This window comes from Actinomadura luzonensis (assembly GCF_022664455.2).
Taxonomy (GTDB): domain Bacteria; phylum Actinomycetota; class Actinomycetes; order Streptosporangiales; family Streptosporangiaceae; genus Nonomuraea; species Nonomuraea luzonensis.
On sequence record NZ_JAKRKC020000001.1, the window covers coordinates 4,753,182 to 4,775,964 of the forward strand.

The 22,783-nt window shown below is 73.9% G+C and carries 20 protein-coding genes; 11 read left to right on the forward strand and 9 right to left on the reverse strand.

Annotated features, from left to right (window positions below; genetic code table 11):
* Nucleotides 1-31: 31 nt before the first annotated feature.
* The 4 genes from MF672_RS22660 to MF672_RS22675 are packed head-to-tail and all read right to left on the reverse strand — an operon-like array spanning nucleotide 32 to nucleotide 3,862.
* The gene (locus MF672_RS22660) at nucleotides 32-991 is read right to left on the reverse strand and encodes an ornithine cyclodeaminase family protein (RefSeq protein ID WP_242373677.1); all 960 of its coding nucleotides are present in this window, start codon (nucleotides 989-991) and stop codon (nucleotides 32-34) included.
* Nucleotides 988-1,965: a proline racemase family protein gene (locus tag MF672_RS22665; RefSeq protein ID WP_242373678.1), complete on the reverse strand. Its 978-nt coding sequence runs from the start codon at nucleotides 1,963-1,965 to the stop codon at nucleotides 988-990. The genes MF672_RS22660 and MF672_RS22665 overlap by 4 nt, the downstream gene beginning before the upstream one ends.
* Entirely contained in the window at nucleotides 1,962-2,963 is a 1,002-nt protein-coding gene (locus MF672_RS22670; protein WP_242373679.1) for a proline racemase family protein, read from the reverse strand. Before MF672_RS22670 ends, MF672_RS22665 begins: the two co-directional genes overlap by 4 nt.
* Nucleotides 2,960-3,862: a dihydrodipicolinate synthase family protein gene (locus MF672_RS22675; protein ID WP_242373680.1), complete on the reverse strand. Its 903-nt coding sequence runs from the start codon at nucleotides 3,860-3,862 to the stop codon at nucleotides 2,960-2,962. The genes MF672_RS22670 and MF672_RS22675 overlap by 4 nt, the downstream gene beginning before the upstream one ends.
* Nucleotides 3,863-3,975: 113 nt before the next feature.
* Here MF672_RS22675 and MF672_RS22680 point away from each other — a divergent pair, with 113 nt between their 5' ends.
* Both MF672_RS22680 and MF672_RS22685 read left to right on the forward strand, forming a co-directional pair.
* Nucleotides 3,976-4,965 carry a COX15/CtaA family protein gene (locus MF672_RS22680; RefSeq protein ID WP_242373681.1) on the forward strand — a complete coding sequence of 330 codons (990 nt, stop codon included), beginning with the start codon at nucleotides 3,976-3,978 and terminating at the stop codon, nucleotides 4,963-4,965.
* 73 nt (nucleotides 4,966-5,038) lie between these two features.
* On the forward strand, nucleotides 5,039-5,722 hold the full coding sequence (locus MF672_RS22685) for a SanA/YdcF family protein (RefSeq protein WP_242373682.1): 684 nt from the start codon (nucleotides 5,039-5,041) through the stop codon (nucleotides 5,720-5,722).
* 112 nt (nucleotides 5,723-5,834) lie between these two features.
* Here the strand turns inward: MF672_RS22685 and MF672_RS22690 are convergent, their stop codons facing one another.
* Both MF672_RS22690 and MF672_RS22695 read right to left on the reverse strand, forming a co-directional pair.
* Nucleotides 5,835-7,022: a PrsW family intramembrane metalloprotease gene (locus MF672_RS22690; RefSeq protein WP_242373683.1), complete on the reverse strand. Its 1,188-nt coding sequence runs from the start codon at nucleotides 7,020-7,022 to the stop codon at nucleotides 5,835-5,837.
* A 120-nt stretch (nucleotides 7,023-7,142) separates the two neighbouring features.
* Nucleotides 7,143-8,087: a heme o synthase gene (locus MF672_RS22695; protein ID WP_242373684.1), complete on the reverse strand. Its 945-nt coding sequence runs from the start codon at nucleotides 8,085-8,087 to the stop codon at nucleotides 7,143-7,145.
* Between the two features lie 333 nt (nucleotides 8,088-8,420).
* On the opposite strand from MF672_RS22695, the gene tkt reads away from it, so the two are divergent.
* The 6 genes from tkt to pgl all read left to right on the forward strand — a co-directional run bounded on the left by tkt (nucleotide 8,421) and on the right by pgl (nucleotide 16,628).
* Entirely contained in the window at nucleotides 8,421-10,451 is a 2,031-nt protein-coding gene (tkt, locus tag MF672_RS22700) for a transketolase (protein ID WP_242373724.1), read from the forward strand.
* A 9-nt stretch (nucleotides 10,452-10,460) separates the two neighbouring features.
* On the forward strand, nucleotides 10,461-11,552 hold the full coding sequence (gene tal, locus MF672_RS22705; protein ID WP_242373685.1) for a transaldolase: 1,092 nt from the start codon (nucleotides 10,461-10,463) through the stop codon (nucleotides 11,550-11,552).
* A gap of 771 nt (nucleotides 11,553-12,323) precedes the next feature.
* The gene (locus MF672_RS22710; protein WP_247815391.1) at nucleotides 12,324-13,304 is read left to right on the forward strand and encodes a hypothetical protein; all 981 of its coding nucleotides are present in this window, start codon (nucleotides 12,324-12,326) and stop codon (nucleotides 13,302-13,304) included.
* A 22-nt stretch (nucleotides 13,305-13,326) separates the two neighbouring features.
* Entirely contained in the window at nucleotides 13,327-14,907 is a 1,581-nt protein-coding gene (gene zwf, locus MF672_RS22715; protein ID WP_242373726.1) for a glucose-6-phosphate dehydrogenase, read from the forward strand.
* Nucleotides 14,908-15,822, forward strand: a complete 915-nt coding sequence (locus MF672_RS22720) for a glucose-6-phosphate dehydrogenase assembly protein OpcA (protein WP_242373686.1) — start codon at nucleotides 14,908-14,910, stop codon at nucleotides 15,820-15,822.
* A 32-nt stretch (nucleotides 15,823-15,854) separates the two neighbouring features.
* Entirely contained in the window at nucleotides 15,855-16,628 is a 774-nt protein-coding gene (pgl, locus tag MF672_RS22725) for a 6-phosphogluconolactonase (protein WP_242373687.1), read from the forward strand.
* Between the two features lie 54 nt (nucleotides 16,629-16,682).
* Here pgl and add read toward each other — a convergent pair whose 3' ends face one another.
* Nucleotides 16,683-17,717, reverse strand: a complete 1,035-nt coding sequence (add, locus tag MF672_RS22730) for an adenosine deaminase (protein ID WP_242373688.1) — start codon at nucleotides 17,715-17,717, stop codon at nucleotides 16,683-16,685.
* Nucleotides 17,718-17,810: 93 nt separating this feature from the next.
* On the opposite strand from add, the gene MF672_RS22735 reads away from it, so the two are divergent.
* Nucleotides 17,811-18,557: a class I SAM-dependent methyltransferase gene (locus MF672_RS22735; protein WP_302893251.1), complete on the forward strand. Its 747-nt coding sequence runs from the start codon at nucleotides 17,811-17,813 to the stop codon at nucleotides 18,555-18,557.
* A 7-nt stretch (nucleotides 18,558-18,564) separates the two neighbouring features.
* Here MF672_RS22735 and MF672_RS22740 read toward each other — a convergent pair whose 3' ends face one another.
* Nucleotides 18,565-19,338 (reverse strand): hypothetical protein, encoded by a 774-nt coding sequence (locus MF672_RS22740; protein WP_242373689.1) that lies wholly within the window; start codon nucleotides 19,336-19,338, stop codon nucleotides 18,565-18,567.
* Between the two features lie 74 nt (nucleotides 19,339-19,412).
* On the opposite strand from MF672_RS22740, the gene MF672_RS22745 reads away from it, so the two are divergent.
* Nucleotides 19,413-20,048, forward strand: a complete 636-nt coding sequence (locus MF672_RS22745; protein ID WP_507161373.1) for a Clp protease N-terminal domain-containing protein — start codon at nucleotides 19,413-19,415, stop codon at nucleotides 20,046-20,048.
* 93 nt (nucleotides 20,049-20,141) lie between these two features.
* On the opposite strand, the gene MF672_RS22750 is transcribed toward MF672_RS22745, so the two are convergent.
* Nucleotides 20,142-21,164: a GNAT family N-acetyltransferase gene (locus MF672_RS22750; protein ID WP_242373690.1), complete on the reverse strand. Its 1,023-nt coding sequence runs from the start codon at nucleotides 21,162-21,164 to the stop codon at nucleotides 20,142-20,144.
* Nucleotides 21,165-21,353: 189 nt separating this feature from the next.
* Here MF672_RS22750 and MF672_RS22755 point away from each other — a divergent pair, with 189 nt between their 5' ends.
* Nucleotides 21,354-22,730, forward strand: a complete 1,377-nt coding sequence (locus tag MF672_RS22755) for an NAD(P)/FAD-dependent oxidoreductase (RefSeq protein ID WP_242373691.1) — start codon at nucleotides 21,354-21,356, stop codon at nucleotides 22,728-22,730.
* Nucleotides 22,731-22,783: the final 53 nt, after the last annotated feature.

The window sequence follows — 22,783 nt, forward strand, 5'->3', positions numbered from 1 at the left end:
GCCCGCCTCGTCTGGTCGGACTCTGGTCGGGCTAGGTCCTGTCGTGCTGCCACGCCTCGTACGCGGCCGCGGCCACCACGAGATCCTCCCAGGCCATGCCGGTGCTCTTGAACACGCGCGGCCCCGGGCCCGGCGGCACCTCGCCCGCGATCAGCTCGGCGAGGTTGCCCGCGAGATGACCAGAGGTGATCGTACCGTGGCGGATCGGGATGATGACGTCGCCGGCCTCCTGGAGCGCCGCCGAGCGGGCCTCGACGACCACGGTGGCGCGGGCGACGAGGTCGTCGTCGAGCTCGCGCGCGCCGGGCTCGTGGGAGCCGACGGCGACGACGGTGACGCCGTCGCGGGCGAGCCTGCCGGGGAACAGCGGCCGCCTGGCGGTGGTGCAGCAGGCGATCAGGGCGGCCCCGGCGACGGCGGCGGCCACGGCGTCGCCGTCGCTCTCCTGGGTGAGGGCGGTGGCGGGCAGGCCGGCGGCGCGGCAGCGGGCGGCCAGGGCCTCCGCGCGGCCGGGGTCGCGACCGGCGACGGTGACCTCGGTGACCGGCCGGACCCCGCGCAGGGCGAGGACGTGCCCCCAGGCCTGCGGGCCGCTGCCGAAGACGACGAGCCGGCCGCCCTCCGGCCCGGCCAGGTGGCGGACGGCCAGCGCCGAGACGGCGGGGGTGCGCAGCGAGGTGAGCGCGATCCCGTCGAGCGCGGCCAGCGGGGCCAGGGTGGCGCCGTCCAGCAGCAGGTACGTGCCCTGGATGCGAGGCAGCCCCCGCTCCGGGTTGCCGGGCGCGACGGTGACGGCCTTGACGCCGGCGTAGCGGGCGGTGGCGGCGGGCATGAGCAGGAGCTGCCCGGCCGGCACGTCGACGACCGGCCGCTGCGGGGTGGCCTCGGGGTCGAGCCCGGCGCGCAGCGCCTCCTCCAGGACCCGCACGGCGCGTCCCATCGGCACCAGCCGCTCGACGGTCGCGGCGTCGAGGTAGGGCAGCCCGCTCATCGCAGCACGAACCCCGTCCCGATCGGGTCCTCGGGGTCGAGCTCGAAGACGTGCCGCCCGGTCCGGTACGCCATCCCCTCGATCTCGGGCACCACGCCCGCCGCGGTGACCTTCGCCACGCGGGCGGCGAAGGAGCTGCCGACGACGCTCTCGTGCACCAGCGGGCGGCGCAGCCCGGCGTCGTGCAGCAGCGCCAGCCGGGCGGCGGTGCCGGAGCCGCAGGGCGAGCGGTCCACCTCGCCGTCGGCGAAGACGGTGACGTTGCGCTGGCGGGCGGCGCCGGCCGCGTCCGGCAGCTCGTCGTGGAAGATCACGCCGTAGACGCCGGACAGCCGGTCGTCGGTGGGGTGCCGGGTGGCCGGGTGGCCCGCCAGGTCCGCCTTGACGCGCCGGGCGCGGGCGATGAGCGCGTCCAGGTGGCGGGGCTCCGCCGACAGGCCCACGGCCGCGGCCGGGAGCGAGGCGTAGATCGCGCCGCCGTAGGCGAGGTCCACCAGGACGCCGCCCGCGGGCACGTCCCTGGCCAGCACGTACGACGGCACGCTGACGAAGGTGACGCCGCGCACCCGCCCGCCGGCCGTGCGCACCCGGGCGGTGACCCGACCGGACGGCACGTCCACCACCACGTCGGTGACGCCGTCCGGCGGGGCCGCCACCAGGCCCTCGTGCACCGCGTACGCGCCGAGCGCGATCGTGCCGTGCCCGCACGCGGTGGAGAAGCCGTCCTTGTGCCAGAACAGCGCCCCGAGGTGCGCGCCGGGGTCGTCGGGCGGGACCAGGAAGCAGCCGTACATGTCGGCGTGGCCGCGCGGCTCGTGGCACAGCAGCCGGCGCAGGTCGTCGGCCCGTTCCATGGCGGTGATCCGGCGGGCGGCGACGTCCGCGCCGGGCAGGTCGGGGGCGCCGCCGGTGACGATGCGGAACGGCTCGCCGCCGGTGTGGTAGTCGACGGTCGTGATCCCGGTGGTGGTCACAGCTCGAAGCCCTCGGGGAAGGGGTCGCGCGGGTCCAGGAAGTACTGGGCGGTGCCGGTGATCCAGGCCCGGCCGGTGATCGACGGCAGGACGGCGGGGGCGCCGCCCACGGTGGTCTCCTCCAGCAGCCGGCCGACGAACCGGGTGCCGATGAACGACTCGTTGACGAAGTCCCGCTCCAGCGGCAGCTCGCCGCGGGCGTGGAGCTGGGCCATGCGGGCGCTGGTGCCGGTGCCGCACGGGGAGCGGTCGAACCAGCCGGGGTGGATGGCCATGGCGTGCCGGGAGTGGCGGGCGTCGGAGCCGGGGGCGGCGAAGTAGACGTGGTGGCAGCCCTGGATGCGCTCGTCCTCGCGGTGCACGGGGCGGTCGGCGGCGTTGATGGCCTCCATGGTGGCGAGGCCGGCGGCGAGGATCTCGTTCTTGGCCTTGCGGTCGAAGGGCAGGCCGTAGGCGTCGAGGTCGACGATGGCGTAGAAGTTGCCGCCGTAGGCGAGGTCGTAGGCGATCTCGCCGTAGCCGGGCACGGTGACGGCGGCGCCGAGGCGGTCGCAGTAGGAGGGGACGTTGCGCAGGGTCACGGCGGTGGCCGTGCCGTCCTCGACGGCGACGTCCACCTCGACCAGCCCGGCGGGGACCTCCAGGCGGACGGTGGTGACGGGCTCGGTGACCTCGACCATGCCGGTCTCGACGAGCACGGTGGCGACGCCGATGGTGCCGTGGCCGCACATCGGCAGCAGCCCGGACACCTCGATGAACAGCACGCCGTAGTCGGCGTCGGGCCGGGTGGGCGGCTGAAGGATCGCGCCGCTCATCGCGGAGTGGCCGCGGGGCTCGTTCATGAGCAGCTTGCGGACGTGGTCGAGGTGGTCGCGGAAGTGCACGCGCCGCTCGGCCATGGTGGCGCCGGGGACGACGCCGACGCCGCCGGTGATGACGCGGGTGGGCATGCCCTCCGTGTGCGAGTCGACGGCGTGGAAGACGCGCTTCGTCCTCATTTGAGCCCTTCCGCGAGTGCCTTCTCGGTGGCGGCCCGGACGGCGGCGGCCTGCTCGGCGGTGAGCGGCAGCCTGGGGTGGCGGCAGGGGCCGCCGTACCGGCCGGCCAGGTCCATGGACAGCTTGATGGCCTGCACGAACTCCGTCCTGGAGTCCCAGCGCAGGAGCGGGTGCATCGTACGGTACAGGGGCAGCGCGGCGGCCAGGTCGCCGGCGACCGCCGCCCGGTAGAGCGCGACGCTGGAGGCGGGCAGCGCGTTGGGGTAGCCGGCCACCCAGCCCACCGCGCCGGCCACGGCCAGCTCCAGCAGCACGTCGTCGGAGCCGACCAGCAGGTCCAGCCCGGGGGCCAGCTCGGCCAGCTCGTACGCCCGCCGCACGTCCCCGCTGAACTCCTTGACCGCCACGATCAGGCCCTCCTCGTGCAGCCGGGCCAGCAGCGCGGGGGTGAGGTCGACCTTGGTGTCGTAGGGGTTGTTGTAGGCCACGACCGGCAGCCCGGCCGCGGCCACCTCGCGGTAGTGGTCCAGCACGGCGCGCTCGTCGGCGCGGTAGGCGTTCGGGGGCAGCAGGAGCACCGAGCCGCAGCCCGCCTCGCGCGCCTGCTCGGCCCAGCGGCGGGACTCGGCGGCCCCGTACGCGCCGGCGCCGGCCATCACGCGCTCGCCGCCGACCGCCGCGACGGCGGTCTCGATCACCTTCGCGCGCTCGCCGGGGGTGAGCGTCTGGTACTCCCCGAGCGAGCCGTTGGCGACCACGCCGTCGCAGCCGTTGTCCACCAGCCAGCGGCAGTGGGCGGCGTAGCCGTCGTGGTCGACGGCATGGCCGCCGGGCCCGTCGCCCGGGCGCAGGGGCAGCGCGGTGGCGACCATGACGCCGTGCCAGGGCTTGCGTTCCATCAGGGGCTCCTCCAGATCGATGCGCTCGCGAGTAATATGTCACATACCGTGGGGGTTGAGAAGCCCCGTTGCCGGTGGCGGGACCGGCGGGTGCGGCCCGTACCATCGATGACGTGAATCCATCCACTGACCGTCGTCCCGGCCCCGTCGCCCGCGGCCTGCTCTCCTTCTGGGCGCCGAGCACGCGCTCGATGCGGGGCTGGGCACTCGCCTCGGTGGTGGCCAACGCGGGCATCACGGTGACCGGCGCGGGCGTGCGCGTGACGGCCTCGGGGCTCGGCTGCCCCACCTGGCCGAAGTGCACCCCCGACAGCTTCGTACCGGTCGCGCACCCCGAGGTGTCGATGCTCAACATGCTGGTCGAGTTCGGCAACCGGCTGCTGACGTTCCTGGTGCTGGCGGTCGGCGCGGCCTGCGTGATCGCGGTCTGGCGGATGGCGCCGCGCCGCCCGGCGCTGGTGCGGCTGGCCCTGCTGCAGCCGGTCGGCGTGCTGGCCCAGGCGCTGTGGGGCGGGCTCGTGGTGCGCAGCGCGCTCAACCCGTTCACGGTCGGCACGCACTACCTGCTGTCCACCGGCCTCATCGCCGCCTGCTGGCTGCTCTACGCCCGCGCGGGCGAGGGCGACGGGCCGGCCAGGCCCGCGGTGCACCGCGACGTGCGCAGGCTCGGGCACGTCCTGCTGGCCGCGGTGTTCGCGCTGCTGGTGGTCGGGGTCGTGGTGAGCGGCACCGGCCCGCACTCCGGCGACGAGATCGCCTCGCGCTTCGACCTCGACATCGAGGCCGTGGCCCGGCTGCACGCCGACGTGGCCTACGTCGTGGTGGGGCTGACGTTCGCGCTGCTGTTCGCGCTGCGCGTGTCCGGCGCGGCCCGGCCGGCCCGGCGGGCGGCGCTCGGGCTGTTCGCGGTGGAGCTGGCGCAGGGCGTGCTCGGCTACACCCAGTACTTCCTGGCCGTGCCGGCCGCGCTGGTGATGCTGCACGTGCTCGGCTCGACGCTGGTCTGGATCGCCGCGCTGCGGGTGGTCACCTCGCTGCGGGTACGCGACCCGCTGCCTGCCGCGCCCGCCCCCTCCCCCGCGGAAGCACCCGCCGCTGTGTGACCTTTGTGCCAGGGTGTGGGGTGAGATGTCCGCCACTCCCCCGGCTGGGAAGAGGTGCGATTTGCGGGGAAAAGTGCGCCTTTCGCGGAAGACGCAGCGGCGCGCGTACCAGGGGCTGGTGCTGGCGAGCGTGCTCGCGCTCGCGCCGATGACGTGGGCCTGGCTGAGCAGCGACGGCCACCGCGCGACGGCCGAGGGCGCGGGCTGGACCGCCCGGGTGCCCCCCGCGCAGGCGGCGCTCGTGCTCGGCGCGGGCCTGTACGCCGGCCGCCCCTCCCCCATGCTGGCCCGCCGCCTCGACATCGCCGCCGAGCTCTACCACGCCGGCAAGGTTCGGGCGCTGCTGCTGTCGGGCGACAACAGCCGCAAGGAGTACGACGAGCCGTCCGCGATGCGCGACTACCTGCGCGCGAAGGGCGTGCCGGACGCGGTGATGGTGCTGGACTACGCCGGGTTCGACACCTGGGACTCGTGCGTGCGGGCGCGCGGGGTCTTCGGGGCGCGCAGCGTCACCGTCGTCACGCAGGAGTTCCACGTGCCGCGCGCGGTGGCGCTGTGCCGCACGGCCGGGCTGGAGACGTTCGGGGCGGGCGACGACTCGGTGCGGCGCTGGGCCGGCACCACCTACGTCTACGCCGCCCGCGAGCTGTTCGCCACCGCCAAGGCGTTCGCCGACGCCAAGCTACTCGACTCCGACCCGGTCTTCCCCGGCCCCCGCGAGACCTCGCTCACCCGGGCGCTCGCGCACGACGGCTGACCGGCCCGGCGCCCCGCGCGGACCGGCCGGGCGGCCCGGTCGGCCGGAGCGGGTCGGGCGGACCGGGTCGGGCGGACCGGGTCGGGCGGAGCGGGTCGGGCGGAGCGGCCGGTCAGCCGGGGGCGCCGGGCGCGTAGCCGGGCGGCGGGGTGCCCTCGGCGACCGAGCGGGCGTGCGCCGCCGGCACCGGGAACTGCCCGCGCGCGGTGCTCATGCACTCCAGCAGGGCCCGCTGCTCCTCGTGGAAGGTCTGCTCGTCGACCATGTGGCGGGCCGCCCGCTCGTGCAGCAGCCCCAGCTCGGTGGCGGCGAGCTGGTAGTCGGCCATGGCGCGCAGGCCGCGCTTGCCGCCGTACGCCTTGGCCCACTGCCGGGCCTGCCGGCGGCGGGAGAAGGCCGACAGCATGTAGATGTCGGCCTCGTTGACGAGCTTGGTCGGCTCGTACGCCGGCAGGTAGCGCTGGATGAGCGCGACGATGCGCCGCCGGTCGCGGAACACCACGCCGATGAGCACGATCAGCACCACCAGCAGCGTGAGATAGGCCACGACGAGCCCGGGGAAGCCGCCGTAGGAGGCCAGGCCGTTCCACAGGCCGTGCAGCGTCATCGCGCCCGCCCAGCCGGCCAGGATGAGGAACACCCGCTCCGAGCCGCGCTGCGCCGCGTAGGCGACCGCGATGCCGATCATCGAGCTGAACAGCGGGTGCGCCAGCGGCGACAGGATGCCGCGCAGCACCACGGTGACCGCCAGGCCCTTGACGCCGGAGGTGGACAGGGCCGCCAGGTAGTAGCTGACGTTCTCGCTCATGGCGAAGCCGAGGCCGACCATGCTGGCGTAGATGACGCCGTCGGTCGGCCCGTCGAGCTCGGCCCGGCGGAAGCGGAGCAGGCCCAGCAGCACCAGGCCCTTCATCGTCTCCTCGACGACGGGCGCGCCGAAGGTGGCCGCGACGTTGCGCGCGCTGTCCTGCGACAGCTTCACCGTGTCCATGAAGTAGTGCAGGTTGAGCGAGTTGATGACGCCGGCGACCAGCACGGCGATGCCCGCGCCCCAGGCGAAGGCGAAGACGAGGTTGCTGCGCGGCTCGGGCTCCATGCGGTCGAGCGCGAGCACGGCGGCCAGCAGCAGCGGCACCGGCGCCAGGGCGAGGGTGAGCGCGATGAAGAACTGCACCGGCTCGCCGTTGAAGACGTCGAAGGAGAACGAGATCAGCGCGCAGATGCCGGTGACGACCAGCCCGATGATCAACGTGGTGGACGGGCGGTCCTTCAACACCCAGCGTGGATCACGGCTCGCCATAGGGTGACTTTAACGGATCAGGGCCACGGGTTCCGTGCCGGTGGGCACTGCCGGATGACCACGCCGGACAGCCACTCCTCACCGTACGGACACGCGGGGCCCGCGCCCCGGGCCCGGCGGTCAGCTCAGCAGGGGGTCGATGGCGACGGCGAGGAACAGCAGCGCCAGGTAGGCGTTGGACCAGTGGAAGAAGCGCATGGGCCGCAGGTCGACGCCCGTCTTGCCGGCGTTGAGCCGGGCCAGCAGGCGGTGCACCTCCCACAGGCACATCACGCCGAGCGCGGCGGCCACGACGGGGTAGAACAGCGTGGTGCCCGCCACCGGCCACAGCGCGAGCGAGCACAGCACGGTGGCCCACGTGTACGCGATCGACTCCAGCACGACCCGCCGCTCGGTGGCCACCACGGGCAGCATCGGCACCTTGGCCGCCGCGTAGTCCTCCTTGTAACGCATGGCGAGGGTCCAGGTGTGCGGCGGCGTCCAGAAGAACACCACGCCGAACAGCACCAGGGGCGCCCAGTCGAGCCGGTCGGTGATGCCGGCCCAGCCGATCATCACCGGCATGCAGCCGGCGATGCCGCCCCACACGATGTTCTGGGCGGTGCGCCGCTTGAGGATCATCGAGTAGACCAGGACGTAGAACAGGATCGCGCCGAGCGAGAGCAGCGCCGCCAGCCCGTTGGTGGTGACCCACAGGCCAACGGTGGACAAAATTCCGAGCACGATCCCGAAAATCAGCGCGCCGCGCGGCGAGACCTGGTGCCGGGCCAGCGGCCGGCGCCGGGTGCGGCGCATCTTCTGGTCGATGTCGCGGTCGACGTAGCAGTTGAGCGCGTTGGCGCTGCCCGCCGACAGGGTGCCGAACACCATGACCGCGACGGACGTCCACAGGGGCGGCAGGCCGCCGGCCGCGAGGAACATCACCGGCAGCGTGGTGATCAGCAGCAGCTCGATGATCCGCGGTTTGGTGAGCGCGATGTAGGCCTTGACGATCATGCCGATCGAGCGCGGCGCCTCCACCTGCGGAGATCGGGCCGTCGCCTGCCTGTTGGTCAGCACCGTCAAGGCGCTTCCAGCCTGTGCGGGGTCAACGCGTAACCTCTGATTAGAGCGGATCCATGGTGGGCGCCGGTGACGCCCCTGCGAACAAACAAACTGTAGTCGCAGGGACGGCCGGTCCGGCCAATGGGGGGCTTGCGCCGTACATGGACACGCACACGTGGAATGGAATTGATCGCCAGCTCCACTCGGTTAGGGTCCCTGTGGGCGGGATAGCCAACCGGCACAACCGATGACATCTAGAATCCGGAGATCGAGCACTTGAGCACCGAACTCGTGCCAGCCCTTGAATGGACCGACCTGGACAAGCAGGCGGTCGACGTCGTTCGAGCCCTGGCGATGGACGCAGTGGAGAAGGCGGGCTCGGGTCACCCCGGCACCGCCATGAGCCTGGCCCCCGCCGCATACCTGCTGTTCCAGCGTGTGATGCGTCACGACCCGACGGATCCCAACTGGCTCGGGCGCGACCGGTTCGTGCTGTCGTGCGGCCACAGCAGCCTGACGCTCTACATCCAGCTCTACCTTTCCGGCTACGGCCTGACGCTGGACGACCTGAAGCGGCTGCGCCAGTGGGACAGCCTCACGCCCGGCCACCCCGAGCACGGGCACACCGCGGGCGTCGAGACCACCACGGGCCCGCTGGGCCAGGGCCTCGGCAACGCGGTCGGCATGGCGATGGCCGCCCGCCGCGAGCGCGGCCTGTTCGACCCCGACGCCGACCAGGGCGCCTCGCCGTTCGACCACCACATCTGGTGCCTGGTCAGCGACGGCGACATCGAGGAGGGCATCAGCCACGAGGCCAGCGCCATCGCCGGCCACCAGAAGCTGGGCAACCTCATCGTGGTGTGGGACGACAACAACATCTCGATCGAGGACGACACGCTCATCGCCAAGTCCGAGGACGTGGTGGCGCGCTACGCGGCCTACGGCTGGCACACCGAGAGCGTCGACTGGACCTCGGGCGACGACTACCACGAGGACGTGCAGGCCCTCTACGACGCGCTGGAGGCGGCCAAGGCCGAGACCGGCCGCCCGTCGTTCATCCGGCTGCGCACCATCATCGGCTGGCCCGCGCCCAACAAGCGCAACACCGGCAAGATCCACGGCTCGGCGCTCGGCGCGGCCGAGGTGGCCGCCACCAAGGAAGTGCTGGGCATGGACCCGGCCAAGAGCTTCGACGTGCCGGACGCGGTGCTCGCGCACGTGCGCGAGGTGGCCCAGCGCGGCCACGCCGCGCGCGCCGAGTGGGACAAGGCCTACGCCGAATGGCGCCTGGCCAACGAGGAGCGCGCCGCCGAGCTCGACCGCATCTCGCACCGCGAGCTGCCGGCCGGCTGGACGGAGGCGCTGCCGTCGTTCGAGGTGGGCGCCTCGGTGGCCACCCGCAAGGCGTCCGGCGAGGTGCTGAACGCGCTGGCGCCGGTGCTGCCCGAGCTGTGGGGCGGCTCGGCCGACCTCGCCGAGTCGAACAACACCACGATGAAGGGCGAGCCGTCCTTCATCCCCGAGGAGTACCAGACCAAGGAGTTCCCGGGTAACCGCTACGGCCGCACGCTGCACTTCGGCATCCGCGAGCACGCGATGGGCGCGATCCTGAACGGCATCGCGCTGCACGGCGGCACCCGCCCGTACGGCGGCACGTTCCTGGTCTTCTCCGACTACATGCGCCCGTCGGTGCGCCTGGCCGCGCTGATGAAGCTGCCGGTCACCTACGTGTGGACGCACGACTCCATCGGCCTCGGCGAGGACGGCCCGACCCACCAGCCGATCGAGCACCTGTGGGCGCTGCGCGCGATCCCCGGCCTCGACGTGGTGCGCCCGGCCGACGCCAACGAGACGGCCTACGCGTGGCGGGCCGTGCTGGAGCACAAGGACCGCCCCGCCGCGCTGGCCCTGACCCGGCAGAACCTGCCGGTCTACGAGGGCACCAGCGCCGACGGCGTGGCCCGCGGCGGCTACGTGCTGCGCGAGGCCTCCGACGGCCAGCCCCGGGTGATCCTCATCGCCACCGGCAGCGAGGTCGAGCTGGCCGTGCAGGGCCGCGACCTGCTGGAGTCACAGGGCATTCCCACGCGAGTGGTGTCCATGCCGTGTGTCGAGTGGTTCAACGGGCAGGATTCGGCGTACAGGCAGACCGTCCTGCCGCCGGCCATCAAGGCTCGGGTCGCCGTCGAGGCCGGCATCGCCCTCGGCTGGCACGAGTACGTCGGCGAGAGCGGCGAGGTGGTCAGCCTCGAGCACTTCGGCGCGTCCGCCCCGTACAGGACGCTGTACGAGCAGTTCGGGCTGACTCCGGAGCGCGTGGCGGCGGCGGCCAAGGCGAGCCTGGCCAAGCTGGGTCAGGACAAGGGCGAGACGACGGGAAACTGAGAAAACAAGATGAGCGAGATCCTCAACAAGCTGTCCGGCCAGGGCGTGGCCATCTGGCTCGACGACATCAGCCGCGAGCGCCTGCGCACCGGCAACCTGGAGCAGCTGATCCGTGAGAAGAACGTCGTCGGGGTGACCTCCAACCCGACGATCTTCGCCAGCGCGCTCAGCAAGGGCGACGCCTACGACGTGCAGCTGCACGACCTGGCCGTGCGCGGCGTCACCGTCGAGGAGGCGGTGCGCGCGATCACGACCTACGACATCCGCTGGGCCGCCGACGTGCTGCGCCCGGTCTTCGACGCCACCGGCGGCGTCGACGGCCGCGTGTCGCTGGAGGTCGACCCGCGCCTGGCGCACGAGAGCGACAAGACCGTGGCCGAGGCCCGCGCCCTGTGGTGGATGGTCGACCGGCCCAACCTCATGATCAAGATCCCGGCGACCGTGGAGGGCCTGCCGGCGATCACGCAGGCGATCTCCGAGGGCATCAGCGTCAACGTCACGCTGATCTTCTCGCTGGAGCGCTACCGCGCGGTCATGGACGCCTGGCTGGCGGGCCTGGAGGCCGCGCAGGCCAAGGGCCTCGACCTGGCCTCCATCGAGTCGGTGGCCTCGTTCTTCGTCAGCCGGGTCGACACCGAGATCGACAAGCGCCTCGACCAGCTCGGCAAGCCGGAGCTGAAGGGCAAGGCGGGCATCGCCAACGCGCGCCTGGCCTACGCGGCGTACGAGGAGGTCATGAACTCCGAGCGCTGGCAGCGGCTGCGCTCGGCGGGGGCCCGGCCGCAGCGCCCGCTGTGGGCCTCGACGGGCGTGAAGAACCCCGAGTACTCCGACACGATGTACGTCGACCAGCTCGTCGCGCCCGGCACCGTCAACACGATGCCGGAGAAGACGCTCGACGCCACCGCCGACCACGCCGACGTCTCCGGCGACACCGTCCGCCCGTTCTACGAGCAGGCCTGGAACACCATGGCCGCGCTCAAGGACGCCGGCGTCGACTACGACGACGTCGTGCGGCTGCTGGAGGAGGAGGGCGTGCAGAAGTTCGAGGCGTCCTGGAACGAGCTGCTGGAGAGCGTCACCAAGAACCTGGTTCCGTGATGGAGGTGCACTACCGCGAGGAGGGGGTGGCCGCGGCCGCCTCCTCCGTCGCGGGGCGCCTCGTCGCCGACGGCGTGCCGGCCCGGCTCGCCGCCGGCGACCCCACGCTGTGGGACGAGGACGCCGAGGGGGACGCCGATCCGGACACTGATCCGGACACTGATCCGGACACTGAGCCGGCCCCCGGGTCCAGCATGGGGGGCGGGCAGCCCTTTCGCGTCCCCCGCGAGCTGATCGGCGAGCTCGACCGGGTCGCGACGCCGCTGCGCGCCGCGCTCCCCGCGCTCCCCGCGGACGGCGGGGACGGCGGGGACGGCGGGGACGGCGCTCCCGGCCCCGGGCCGAACGTGGTGCTGATCGCGGCCGGCGGGCCCGCGCTGGCCGCCGAGGCGATCTGCGACACCGCCGACGTGCCGCTCACCGTCCTCGACACCGGCGACCCCGCCCAGGTCCGCCGGGCGCTGGCCGACCGGCCGGAGGCCACGCTGGTGGTGGCCGCGGCCGGCACCGCGGAGGCCGACGCGTGCCTGCGCGTCTACGAGGAGCTGTTCGAGCGGGCGGGTCTCGCGCCCGCCGGGCGGATCGCGGTGGTGGCCGCGCCGGGCACGCCGCTGGAGCGGCACGCCCGCGAGCGCGGCTACCCCGTCCTGCCCGCCGGGACGGGCGCGCTGTCGGCCGGGCCGCTGGCGACGGGGCGCCGTCCACGGCGCGCTGTCGGCGGGGGCGCTGTCGGCGGCGGCGCTGCTGCCCGCCGCGCTGGCCGGCGCGGACGTGTCCCGGCTCCTGGACGACGCCGCCAAGGTGCTGCCCCTGCTGTCGCGCGACGACGGCAACCCGGGCCTCGCCCTCGGGGCGGCGCTCGGCGGCGCGGCGCTGGCCGGGCGCGACAAACTGCTGCTGGAGGACCGCCTCTCGCCCATCGCGGGGCTGCCCGACTGGATCGAGGCGCTGGTCGCCGCGTCCACCGGCAAGCAGGGCCGGGGCATCCTGCCGGTCGTCGGCGCCGACCCCCAGGGCGCCGCGGACGAGCTGGTCGTCGGCATCGACTCCGACGACGGCGACGTGCGCGTGGACGGCCGCCTCGGCGCGCAGTTCATGATCTGGGAGTACGCCGCCGCCGTGGCCGCGCTGCTGCTGGGCGTCGACCCCGACGACCGGCCCGACGCGGCCGAGCCGGAGCGCGCCACCGCCGCCCTGCTGGCCCTGCCCGACCTGCCCGCCGGCGCGCCCACGCTGGTCGACGGCCCGGTCGAGGTGTACGGCGCGGCCGGGGCCAAGGACCTTCCCGGTGTGTTCACCGAGCTGCTGCGCGCCGTCCCCGCCGACGGCTACCTCGCGGTGACCGCCTATCTCGACCGGCTGGCGGCCTTCGACGCGCCGGTCCCCGAGGGGGCCGACTTCGAGCAGATGACCGACGCGTGGATGATGGCCGACCCGGCCACGCTGCGGGCGCTGCTGGCGCTGCGCACGGACCGGCCGGTGACGTTCGGGTGGGGGCCGCGGTTCCGGCACGCCACCGGGCAGTATCACCAGGGCGGGCCGCAGAACGGGGTGTTCCTGCAGATCACCGGGGCGGTGGCGGAGGACGTGGCGGTCCCCGGCCGGCCGTACACGCTGGGCCGGCTCCAGCTCGCCCAGGCCCTCGGCGACCTGGAGGCGCTAGAGGCGCGCGGGCGGCCCGCCGTACGCCTGCATTTGACCGACCGCGCGGCGGGAGTCGCGCACCTGCTCGCAGCCGCACAGGAGGTTTGAGATGACAGACCCGGCAGCACCCATGGAGGAGGCCGTCACCGTGGCGGCCGCCGTCGCGGGTACCGCCACCACGCTCGAGGTGGCCGCCGCGAACCCGTTGCGCGACCCCAGCGACAAGCGGCTGCCGCGGGTGGCGGGGCCGTGCGTGATGGTGTTGTTCGGCGTGACCGGTGACCTGGCCAAGCGCAAGCTGCTGCCGGCGATCTACGACCTGGGCAACCGGGGGCTGCTGCCGCCCGGCTTCTCGCTGGTCGGCTTCGCCCGGCGCGATTGGAAGGACCAGGACTTCGCCCAGCTGACGCACGACGCCGTCAAGGCGCACGCCCGGACGCCGTTCCGGGAGGAGGTCTGGAAGCAGCTCCTCGAGGGCATCCACTTCGTCCCGGGCGAGTTCTCCGACGACGGCGCCTTCGACGCCCTCGCCATGGCCCTGAACGAGATCGACCAGACCCGCGGCACCGGCGGGAACTACGCGTTCTACCTGTCGGTGCCGCCGAAGTTCTTCCCCGTGGTGGTCGAGCAGCTCAAGCGGACCGGCCTCGCCGAGGCGCCCGACGGCTCGTGGCGGCGCGTGGTGATCGAGAAGCCGTTCGGGCACGACCTGCAGTCGGCGCACGAGCTGAACGAGATCACCACCTCCGCCTTCCCGGAGAGCTCGATCTTCCGGATCGACCACTACCTCGGCAAGGAGACCGTCCAGAACATCATGGCGCTGAGGTTCGCCAACAACCTCTACGAGCCGATCTGGAACCGCAGCTACGTCGACCACGTGCAGATCACGATGGCCGAGGACATCGGCATCGGCGGCCGGGCCGGCTACTACGACGGCATCGGCGCGGCCCGCGACGTGATCCAGAACCACCTGCTGCAGCTCCTCGCGCTGGTGGCGATGGAGGACCCGACGTCGTTCGACGCCTCCGCGCTGCGCCGCGAGAAGGAGAAGGTGCTGCGGGCGGTGCGGCTGCCGGCCGACCTGAAGGCGAACACGGCGCGCGGCCAGTACTCCGCCGGCTGGCAGGGCGGCGAGAAGGTCGTCGGCTACCTCCAGGAGGAGGGCATCTCGAGCGACTCCAAGACCGAGACCTACGCCGCCGTCAAGCTGGAGATCGCCAACCGGCGCTGGGCCGGGGTGCCGTTCTACCTGCGCACCGGCAAGCGGCTGGGGCGGCGGGTGACCGAGGTCGCGGTGGTGTTCCAGCGGGCGCCGCACCTGCCGTTCAGCAAGACCGACACCGAGATCCTGGGCCAGAACGCGCTGGTCGTGCGGGTCCAGCCGGACGAGGGCATCACGGTGCGCTTCGGCTCCAAGGTGCCGGGCACCGCCATGGAGGTGCGCGACGTGTCCATGGACTTCGCCTACGGCGAGTCGTTCCTGGAGTCGTCGCCGGAGGCGTACGAGCGGCTGCTGCTCGACGTCATGATCGGCGATCCGCCGCTGTTCCCGCACCAGCGGGAGGTGGAGCTGTCGTGGACGATCCTCGACCCGATCGAGGAGTTCTGGGCCACGCAGGGGCAGCCCGAGCCCTACGAGTCGGGTTCCTGGGGGCCGCCGTCGGCCGACGCGATGATGGCCCGCGACGGCCGCGTGTGGAGGAGGCTCTAGATGACCACGTTCATGCTGTCGGACACGACGGCGGGCAAGATCTCGGCGCAGTTCACGCACCTGCGCCACCAGATGGGCGCGCCCGCCATCGGCATGGTGCTGACGCTCGTGGTGGTCTGCGAGGAGCGCCACCAGTACGACGCGCTGCGCGCCGCGACCGAGGCGGCCCGCGAGCACCCCTCGCGCATCATCGTGCTGATCACCCGCGAGCCTGAGGAGGCCATCCGGCTGGACGCCGAGCTGCGCATCGGCGAGAACACCCCGGGCGAGGTCGTGGTGCTGCGCCTGTACGGCGAGCTGACCCAGCACGCCGACTCGGTGGTCAGCCCGCTGCTGCTGCCCGACACGCCGGTGGTGGCGTGGTGGCCGGGCGCGGCGCCGGAAGTGCCGTCCAAGGACCCGATCGGCGCGCTGGCGCAGCGCCGCATCACCGACGCCAAGGGCTTCGACGACGGCGGCATCCAGTCGCTGGTCACCCGGGCCAAGGGGTACGCCCGCGGCGACACCGACCTGTCGTGGGCGCGGCTGACGCCGTGGCGGAGCCTGCTGGCGGCCGCGTTCGACCAGCCGGTGGGCCGGGTGCGCAAGGGCGTCGTGGAGGCCGCGCCCGGGCACCCGAGCGCGCCGCTGCTGGCCGCGTGGCTGTCGGAGCGGCTGGGCGCGACGATCAAGGTGGCCGACTCCAGCGGGCCCGGCCTGACCGCGGTGCGGCTGCAGACCGGCGACGGCGAGCTGGCCGTGGTGCGCACCGACGCGCGCCTGGCTACGCTGTCCCGTCCCGGCCAGCCCGACCGCAACGTGGCCCTGGCCCGGCGCACCACCTCCGAGCTGATGGCGGAGGAGCTGCGCAGGCTGGACAGCGACGAGATCTACGAGGCCGCGGTGAAGCGGTTCGCCCGGACGTACAAGGGATGACGCGAGAGACCGTGACTGCGAAACTGACGTCCGTGAGCGCTCCCGGCATCATCGTCCACCGCAATGCCGACGTCCTGGCCAAGGCCGTCGCCGCGCGGATCATCACCCGCCTGGTCGACGCCCAGTCCGCCAAGGGCTCGGCGTCGCTGGTGCTGACCGGCGGCACGGTCGGCATCGCCACGCTGGCCGCCATCGCCGCCACCCCCGCCCGCGACGCCGTCGACTGGCGGCGGCTGGACGTGTGGTGGGGCGACGAGCGTTTCCTGCCCGGGGGCGACAAGGAGCGCAACGAGACCGGCGCCCGCGAGGCGCTGCTCGACCACGTGGACGTCGACCCCGAGCGGGTGCACGTGATGCGCGGCCCCGACTCGGGCCTGACGGCGGAGGAGTCGGCCGAGTCCTACGCCGCCGAGCTGCGCGCCGCGGCCCGGCCGGAGGACCACGGGCCGGTGCCCGGGTTCGACGTGCTGCTGCTCGGCATGGGGCCCGACTCCCACGTGGCCTCGCTGTTCCCCGGCATGCCCGCCCTGTACGACACGCGGCCCGTCGTGGCCGTGCACGGCTCCCCCAAGCCGCCGCCCACCCGCATCTCCCTCACGCTGCCGGCCATCCAGGCGGCGCGCGAGGTGTGGGTGGTGGCGGCCGGCGAGGAGAAGGCCGGCGCGGTGCGGCTGGCCCTGTCGGAGTCCGGTCCCGTGCAGGTGCCGGCGGCCGGGGCGCGGGGGCGGCTGCGGACGTTGTTCCTGCTCGACCGGGCGGCGGCCGGGAAGATCCCGCCGGAGCTGGGGCGGCTCGCCTCGCCCTGACGCGTCCTTCCGGCGGGCGGCGCTCCTTCGCGGGGGTGCCGCCCGCCGTCGTTCTCAGAGCAGGGCGTCGATCTCGGCCAGCAGCTCCGCCTTGCGGGCCGCCGGCAGGTACGACGCCCGCACCCCGTTCGCGGCCAGCCCCGCCAGCTCGTTCCGGCCGAGGCCGAAGACGCCGGCGGCGACCCGGTACTCCTCGGCCAGGGTGGTGGCGAACATCGGCGGGTCGTCGCTGTTCAGCGTCACGTACAGGCCCTCCTCCAGCAGCCGGGGCAGCGGGTGGTCCTCGATGCGGGCGATCTGGCCGGTGCGGAGGTTGGAGGTGGGGCAGACGTCCAGCGGGAGCCGGGTGTCGCGGAGGTGGGCGACCAGGCGCGGGTCGGCGAGGCAGTTGATGCCATGGCCGATGCGCTCGGCGCCGTAGCCCTCGATGACCTCCCAGATCGTCTCGGGCCCGCTCATCTCGCCGCCGTGCGGGACGCTGTGCAGCCCGGCGGCGCGGGCGGCGGTGAACGCGGCGCGGAAGGCGTCGCGGTACTTGACGCGTTCCTGCTCGATCCCGCCGATGCCGAAACCTACCAGCGCGGCGGGAGGTTCCTGGAGGGCGTGGTCGAGGGTGATCTTGGCGGCCTCCTCGCCGTACTCGCCGGGGATGTCGAAGATGTAGGCGATCTCCACGCCGTGCTCGGCGGCCGAGCGGCGGGCGGCGACGTCGAGGGCCTCGGTCACCTCGCGCATCGGCATGCCGACGATGTGGTGGGCGTACGGCGTGACCTGCAGCTCCACGTACCTGGCACCCTGGGGGGCGAGGTCGCGGGCCAGGCCGAGGACGAGCGTGGCGACGTCCTCCGGCTCGCGCACCAGGCGGTTGACGGCGGAGTAGACGCGGGCGAAGTGCGGGAAGTCGCGGAAGGTGTAGAAGCGGCGCAGCTCCTCCTCCGTGCGCGGGACCTCCGTGGCGTCCGGGTGGCGGCGGGCCAGCTCCAGGACGGTGGGCACGGAGGCGGAGCCGACCAGGTGCACGTGCAGCTCGACCTTGGGGAGGGCGGCGATGAAGGCGTCGAGGGCCGGGTCGTCGGGGGTGGTGGTCATGGCGACGACCCTAGGAGCGGCGGTCCGGGTCCCGGTAGGGTTTCCGCGTCAATCTGACGGAAGAATGTCAGCTTCGTCCGCTACGCTGGAGACGTGGTGGACGCCGAAGCCTACGACCGCGGGTTCGCCCGGCTGAGCCGCTGCACCGTCGCCGCCCTGCTGGCCAGGGTCCCGCGCGGCGCGGGGCGGCTGCTCGACGTAGGCTGCGGCAGCGGGGTGGTCACCGGGGCGGCGCTCGCCCTCGGGGCCGAGGTGACGGCCGTGGACGCCGACCCGGCCATGGCCGCGCTGACCGCGCGGCGCTTCCCCGGCGCCCTGGTGCTGGAGGCGGCGCTGCCGGACCTGCCGTTCGAGGACGCGGCGTTCGACGCCGTCGCGGGCAACTTCGTCATCAACCACGTGCCCGACACCGGCGCCGCGCTGCGGGAGCTGCGGCGCGTGCTGCGGCCCGGCGGCGTCCTCGCGCTGAGCTGGTGGAAGGCCGACGAGATGACCGCCACCGGCGTCCTCCTCGACGCCATGGAGGCGGCCGGGCTGACCGGCCTCGCCCCGCCGCGGCCCTTCGCCGCCGACGCCGCGCCGGAACGGTTCGCCGGGCTGCTGGCGGCGGCCGGGTTCGCGGGCGCGGAGGTGGAGGACGTGCGCTGGCGGCACCGGGTGGACCCGGGCGCCTGGTGGACGGACGTGGTGGGGGCGGGCGGGCCCCGGTTCGGGGTGATCGGGCGGCAGCCGGCGGCGGTCGCGGCGCGGGTCAGGGCCTGCTACGAGCGGCTGGCGGCGCCGTACGCGCGCGACGGCTTCCCCGTCTGCGCCCACCTCGCTCACGCCACCCGCCCCTGACGCCCGTCTACAGGCGGTCCAGGCGCTGGCGGGCGTGTCGCTCCTCCCGCCTGGCGACCTCCAGCCGGTGCCCGCTGTCGGCCAGCTTCCCGCGCGCCTTGGCGAGCTTGCGCTCCAGCCGCTCCACCTTGGCCGCGCGCTCGTCGTGGTCGCGCTGGGCGGCCTCCAGCGCCTCCCGCCACTCCCGGTGCGCCGCCTCCGCCTCGGCCCGCTCCCTGGCCTTCCTGGCCTCGGCCTCCTCGCGGGCGCGGCGGGCGGCGGCCTCGTCCTCCGGGGCGGGCTTCTTCCCCGGCGCCCCGCCGGTCCGGCCGCGCGGCGCCGGGGCGGGCGCGAAGCCGCTGTAGGCGAGGGGCTTGGCCAGCCGCCCGAGGCGCACCTGCGCGGCGGCGCCGGCGTCCACGACGGCGGCGTCCAGGGTCTGGTCCACCTCGGCGGCCGCGGCGGCCGACAGCTCGCCGTCCTGCCTGATGAGCCGGCCGAGCCGGCCGGTGACCTCGCCCCGGCGGCGGGTCAGCTCGGCCAGGGCGGCGGCGTCCTGCTCCTGCCAGGCGGCGCGCAGCCGCTCCCCCACCTCCAGGAGGCCGGCCACCTCGTCCGGGTGCTCGCGGGCGGCCCGGTTGACCGCCCAGGCCGACACGGTGGGCTTGCGCAGCCCGGCTATCTCGCGCGCGAGCCGCGCGTCGCCGGCGGCCTTGGCGGCGCGGGCCTCGGCCGCGCGCGCGGCCGTGAACTCCGGCGGCGGGAGCGCGTAGAGGCGGTCGGCCACCTCGTCAAGATCCACACAGGACAAATACCCCACATGGCCGGTTTTCTAGCGCATAGTGGAGGCAGCCCCACCAGATGGGAGGCCCCCCGGTGTTCGAACGCTTCACCGACCGAGCGCGCAGGGTCGTCGTCCTCGCCCAGGAGGAGGCGCGGATGATGAACCACGGCTACATCGGCACGGAGCACATATTGCTCGGCCTCATCGCGGAGGGCGAGGGCCTGGCCGCCCTGGTCCTGGACGGCTGCGGCGTCGAGCTGGACCACGTGCGCGCCTTCGTCGAGCGCGAGACGGGGCACGACGGCAAGCCGCCGAGCGGGCACATCCCGTTCACGCCGCGCGCGAAGAAGGTGCTGGAGCTGTCGCTGCGCGAGGCGCTGCAGCTCCGCCACAACTACATCGGCACCGAGCACATCCTGCTCGGGCTGATCAGGGAGGGCGAGGGGCTGGCCGCCCAGGCGCTCGTGGACGCCGGCGCGGACCTGCCGGATGTGCGCCAGCGGCTGCTCGAACGCGTCGGCCGGGGCTCCAGGGAGCGTCCGCCCGAGATGTTGTTCGCCGGGACCTCCGGCATCACCGAACGGCTCGCCCAGATCCAGGAGAGCCTGGAGCGCATCGAACGCCACCTGGGCATCCGGCCGCCCGTCACGCCCGGGAACGACACGGGCCCCGCCGAGGCGGCCGGCGAGAGCCGCGAGGAGGGCGAGGGCGAGAAGGGCGTCGGCTGACCCGCCACGCCCTTCGCACCGCCCGCCGGGCCACCGGACCGCCGCCCGCCGGACCGCCGCCCGCCGGACCGCCGCCCGCCGGACCGCCGCCCGTCAGACCGCCGCCAGGGCGCCCACCGGCAGCCGGGACTCCACCACGCCCGGGTCCTCGGTGTAGCCGAGCGTCGCGCCCAGCGAGACCAGCAGCCTGCGCATCCGCACGTTGTCCGACAACATGGTCGCCCGCACCTCGGCGTACCCGAGGTCGCGCGCGGCCCGCACCAGCATCTTCGCCATGGCCGTGCCCAGACCGCGCCCCTGCCAGCGGTCCTCGACGAGGAAGGCCATCTCGGCGATGCCCGGGTCGGGGGTGAACATGAGGTTCGCCATCCCCACGACCTGCCCGTCGTGCCCGGCGACCAGGGAGTATCCCCTGCTCCGGTCGCACAGCCGGTCGAACATGCGGGCCGGGAGCGCCGGCATCGAGGTGAAGTAGCGGAACCTGCGCGACTCCGGCGAGCACCGGTCGTGCAGGTCGCGGACGGCCTCGCGGTAGATCGAGGTGAGCGGGCGGACGGTCACCTCGGCGCCGTCGGCCAGCTTGAGCCCGCGCTCGGCGCTCGCCTGGTCCTCCGCGGGCTGGGCGAGCCGGGCGAAGGCGGCGGCCCTGGCCGCCTCGGTCAGCGTGAACGGCAGCTCGGCGCGGCGCAGCCGGACCGCGCGCTTGGCGGCGACGGGCACCACGAGCTGGGTCGGGTCGGGAAGATCACTCACCGCTTCACCATAGATCCACCGGGCGTCGTCGGCGCGCAGCAGCTCGGCCAGCAGCTCCGGCAGCCGCCACGGCATCGTGCGCAGCCGGGAGGCCAGCAGGAGCGCGCGGGTGGGCTCGTCGGTCAGCTCGTGGGCGGTGGCGGGCACCACCTGGACCCGGCGGCCGCCGGCCGCCTCCAGGGCCTCGCGCACGGTCTCGGGGTGGGCGGGGATGTCGGCGACGAACTCGTCAACGGTGCCGTCGGTGTCGGACTGGACGCTGAGGCCCAGGATGTTGCCGCCCCTGTCGGCCAGGGCCGAGGCGAGGGAGGCCAGCCGCCCGGGCCGCTCGTCCACTGTGGTGCGGATGCGCAAGAATCCCATGCGTCCAGCATGCCGGGGAGCTGTTACACGGCCGCTAACGTCGTGTTTCATCGCGAATGAACCCATATATCCGGATACGTGCCGCCGCCCCGCGAGCCCGCCGCCCGCCCGGCACGACTCGTTGAGGATCGATCACGAATTTCGTTGCGAGATGCGGCGCAGTGTCCGGATATAGCAGGATACGGGGGCATGAGCGTGCGTGTTCCCTTGTCGTCCGAGTACGTGAACGGCGACGTGTCCTTCTGGTACCGGTCCCTGGGCATCCCCGCCCCGGGCCCCCGGCTCGACGGCGACCTGGAGGCCGACGTCGCGATCGTCGGCGCCGGCTACACGGGCCTGTGGACCGCGTACTACCTCAAGCGCGCCCGCCCGTCCCTCCGCGTCGTCCTGCTGGAGCAGGAGTTCGCCGGCTTCGGCGCCTCCGGCCGCAACGGCGGCTGGCTCACCGGCGACCTGGCCGGCTCGCACGAGCGCTACGGCGAGGGCGCCCGCCGCCTGCAGCGCGAGATGTACGACTCGATCGACGAGGTCATCGCCGTCTGCGACAAGGAGGGCATCGACTGCGACCTGGTCAAGGGCGGCGTGCTGAACGTGGCCCGCACCCCCGCCCAGGCCGCCCGCCTGCGCGAGTCGGTCGAGGCCGCCCGCCCCTGGGGCATCGGCGAGGACGACCTGCGCCTGGTTGACCCCGGCGACCACCTCAAGGTCGCCGGCGCGCTCGCGGGCACCTGGAGCCCGCACTGCGCCCGCATCCAGCCCGCCAAGCTGGCGCAGGGCCTGGCCAGGGTCGTCCGGGAGCTCGGCGTGCCGATCTACGAGCGCACGCCGGTCACGGAGATCGTCCCGCACCGCGCCGTCACCCCGTACGGCACCGTGACCGCCGGCCACGTCATCCGCGCCACCGAGGGCTTCACCGCCCGCCTGCGCGGCCTGCGCCGCCAGTGGCTGCCGATGAACAGCTCCATGATCGTCACCGAGCCGCTGCCGCGGTCGTTCTGGGACGAGGTCGGCTGGAGCGGCGCCGAGCTGCTCGGCGACCTGGCCCACTACTACATGTACGCCCAGCGCACCGCCGACGACCGGATCGCCTTCGGCGGCCGGGGCCGCCCCTACCTGTACGGCTCCCGCATCGACGCCCGCGGCCGCACCCACGAGTGGACGGTCGAGGCGCTGTGGGGCCTGCTGACCGAGTTCTTCCCCGCCGCCCGTTCCTCGGCGGTCGCGCACGCCTGGTCGGGCGTGCTCGGCGTGCCGCGCGACTGGTGCTCGACCGTGCACGTGGACCCGGCGACGGGCCTCGGCTGGGCGGGCGGCTACACCGGCCACGGCGTCACCACCACCAACCTGGCCGGCCGCACGCTGCGCGACCTGATCCTCGGCGAGGAGACGGACCTGACGTCCCTGCCGTGGGTGGGCCGCGAGGTGCGCCCGTGGGAGCCGGAGCCGCTGCGCTGGATCGGCGTGCACGCGATGTACCGCCTCTACCGGGTGGCCGACCACCGCGAGCGCACGATGCCGCGCACCTCGGTCCTGGCCCGCTTCGCCGACCTCATCACCGGGCACTGACCCACCGCGCCCTCACCGCGCCCCCACCACCGTTCCTCCCACCGACAAGGAGA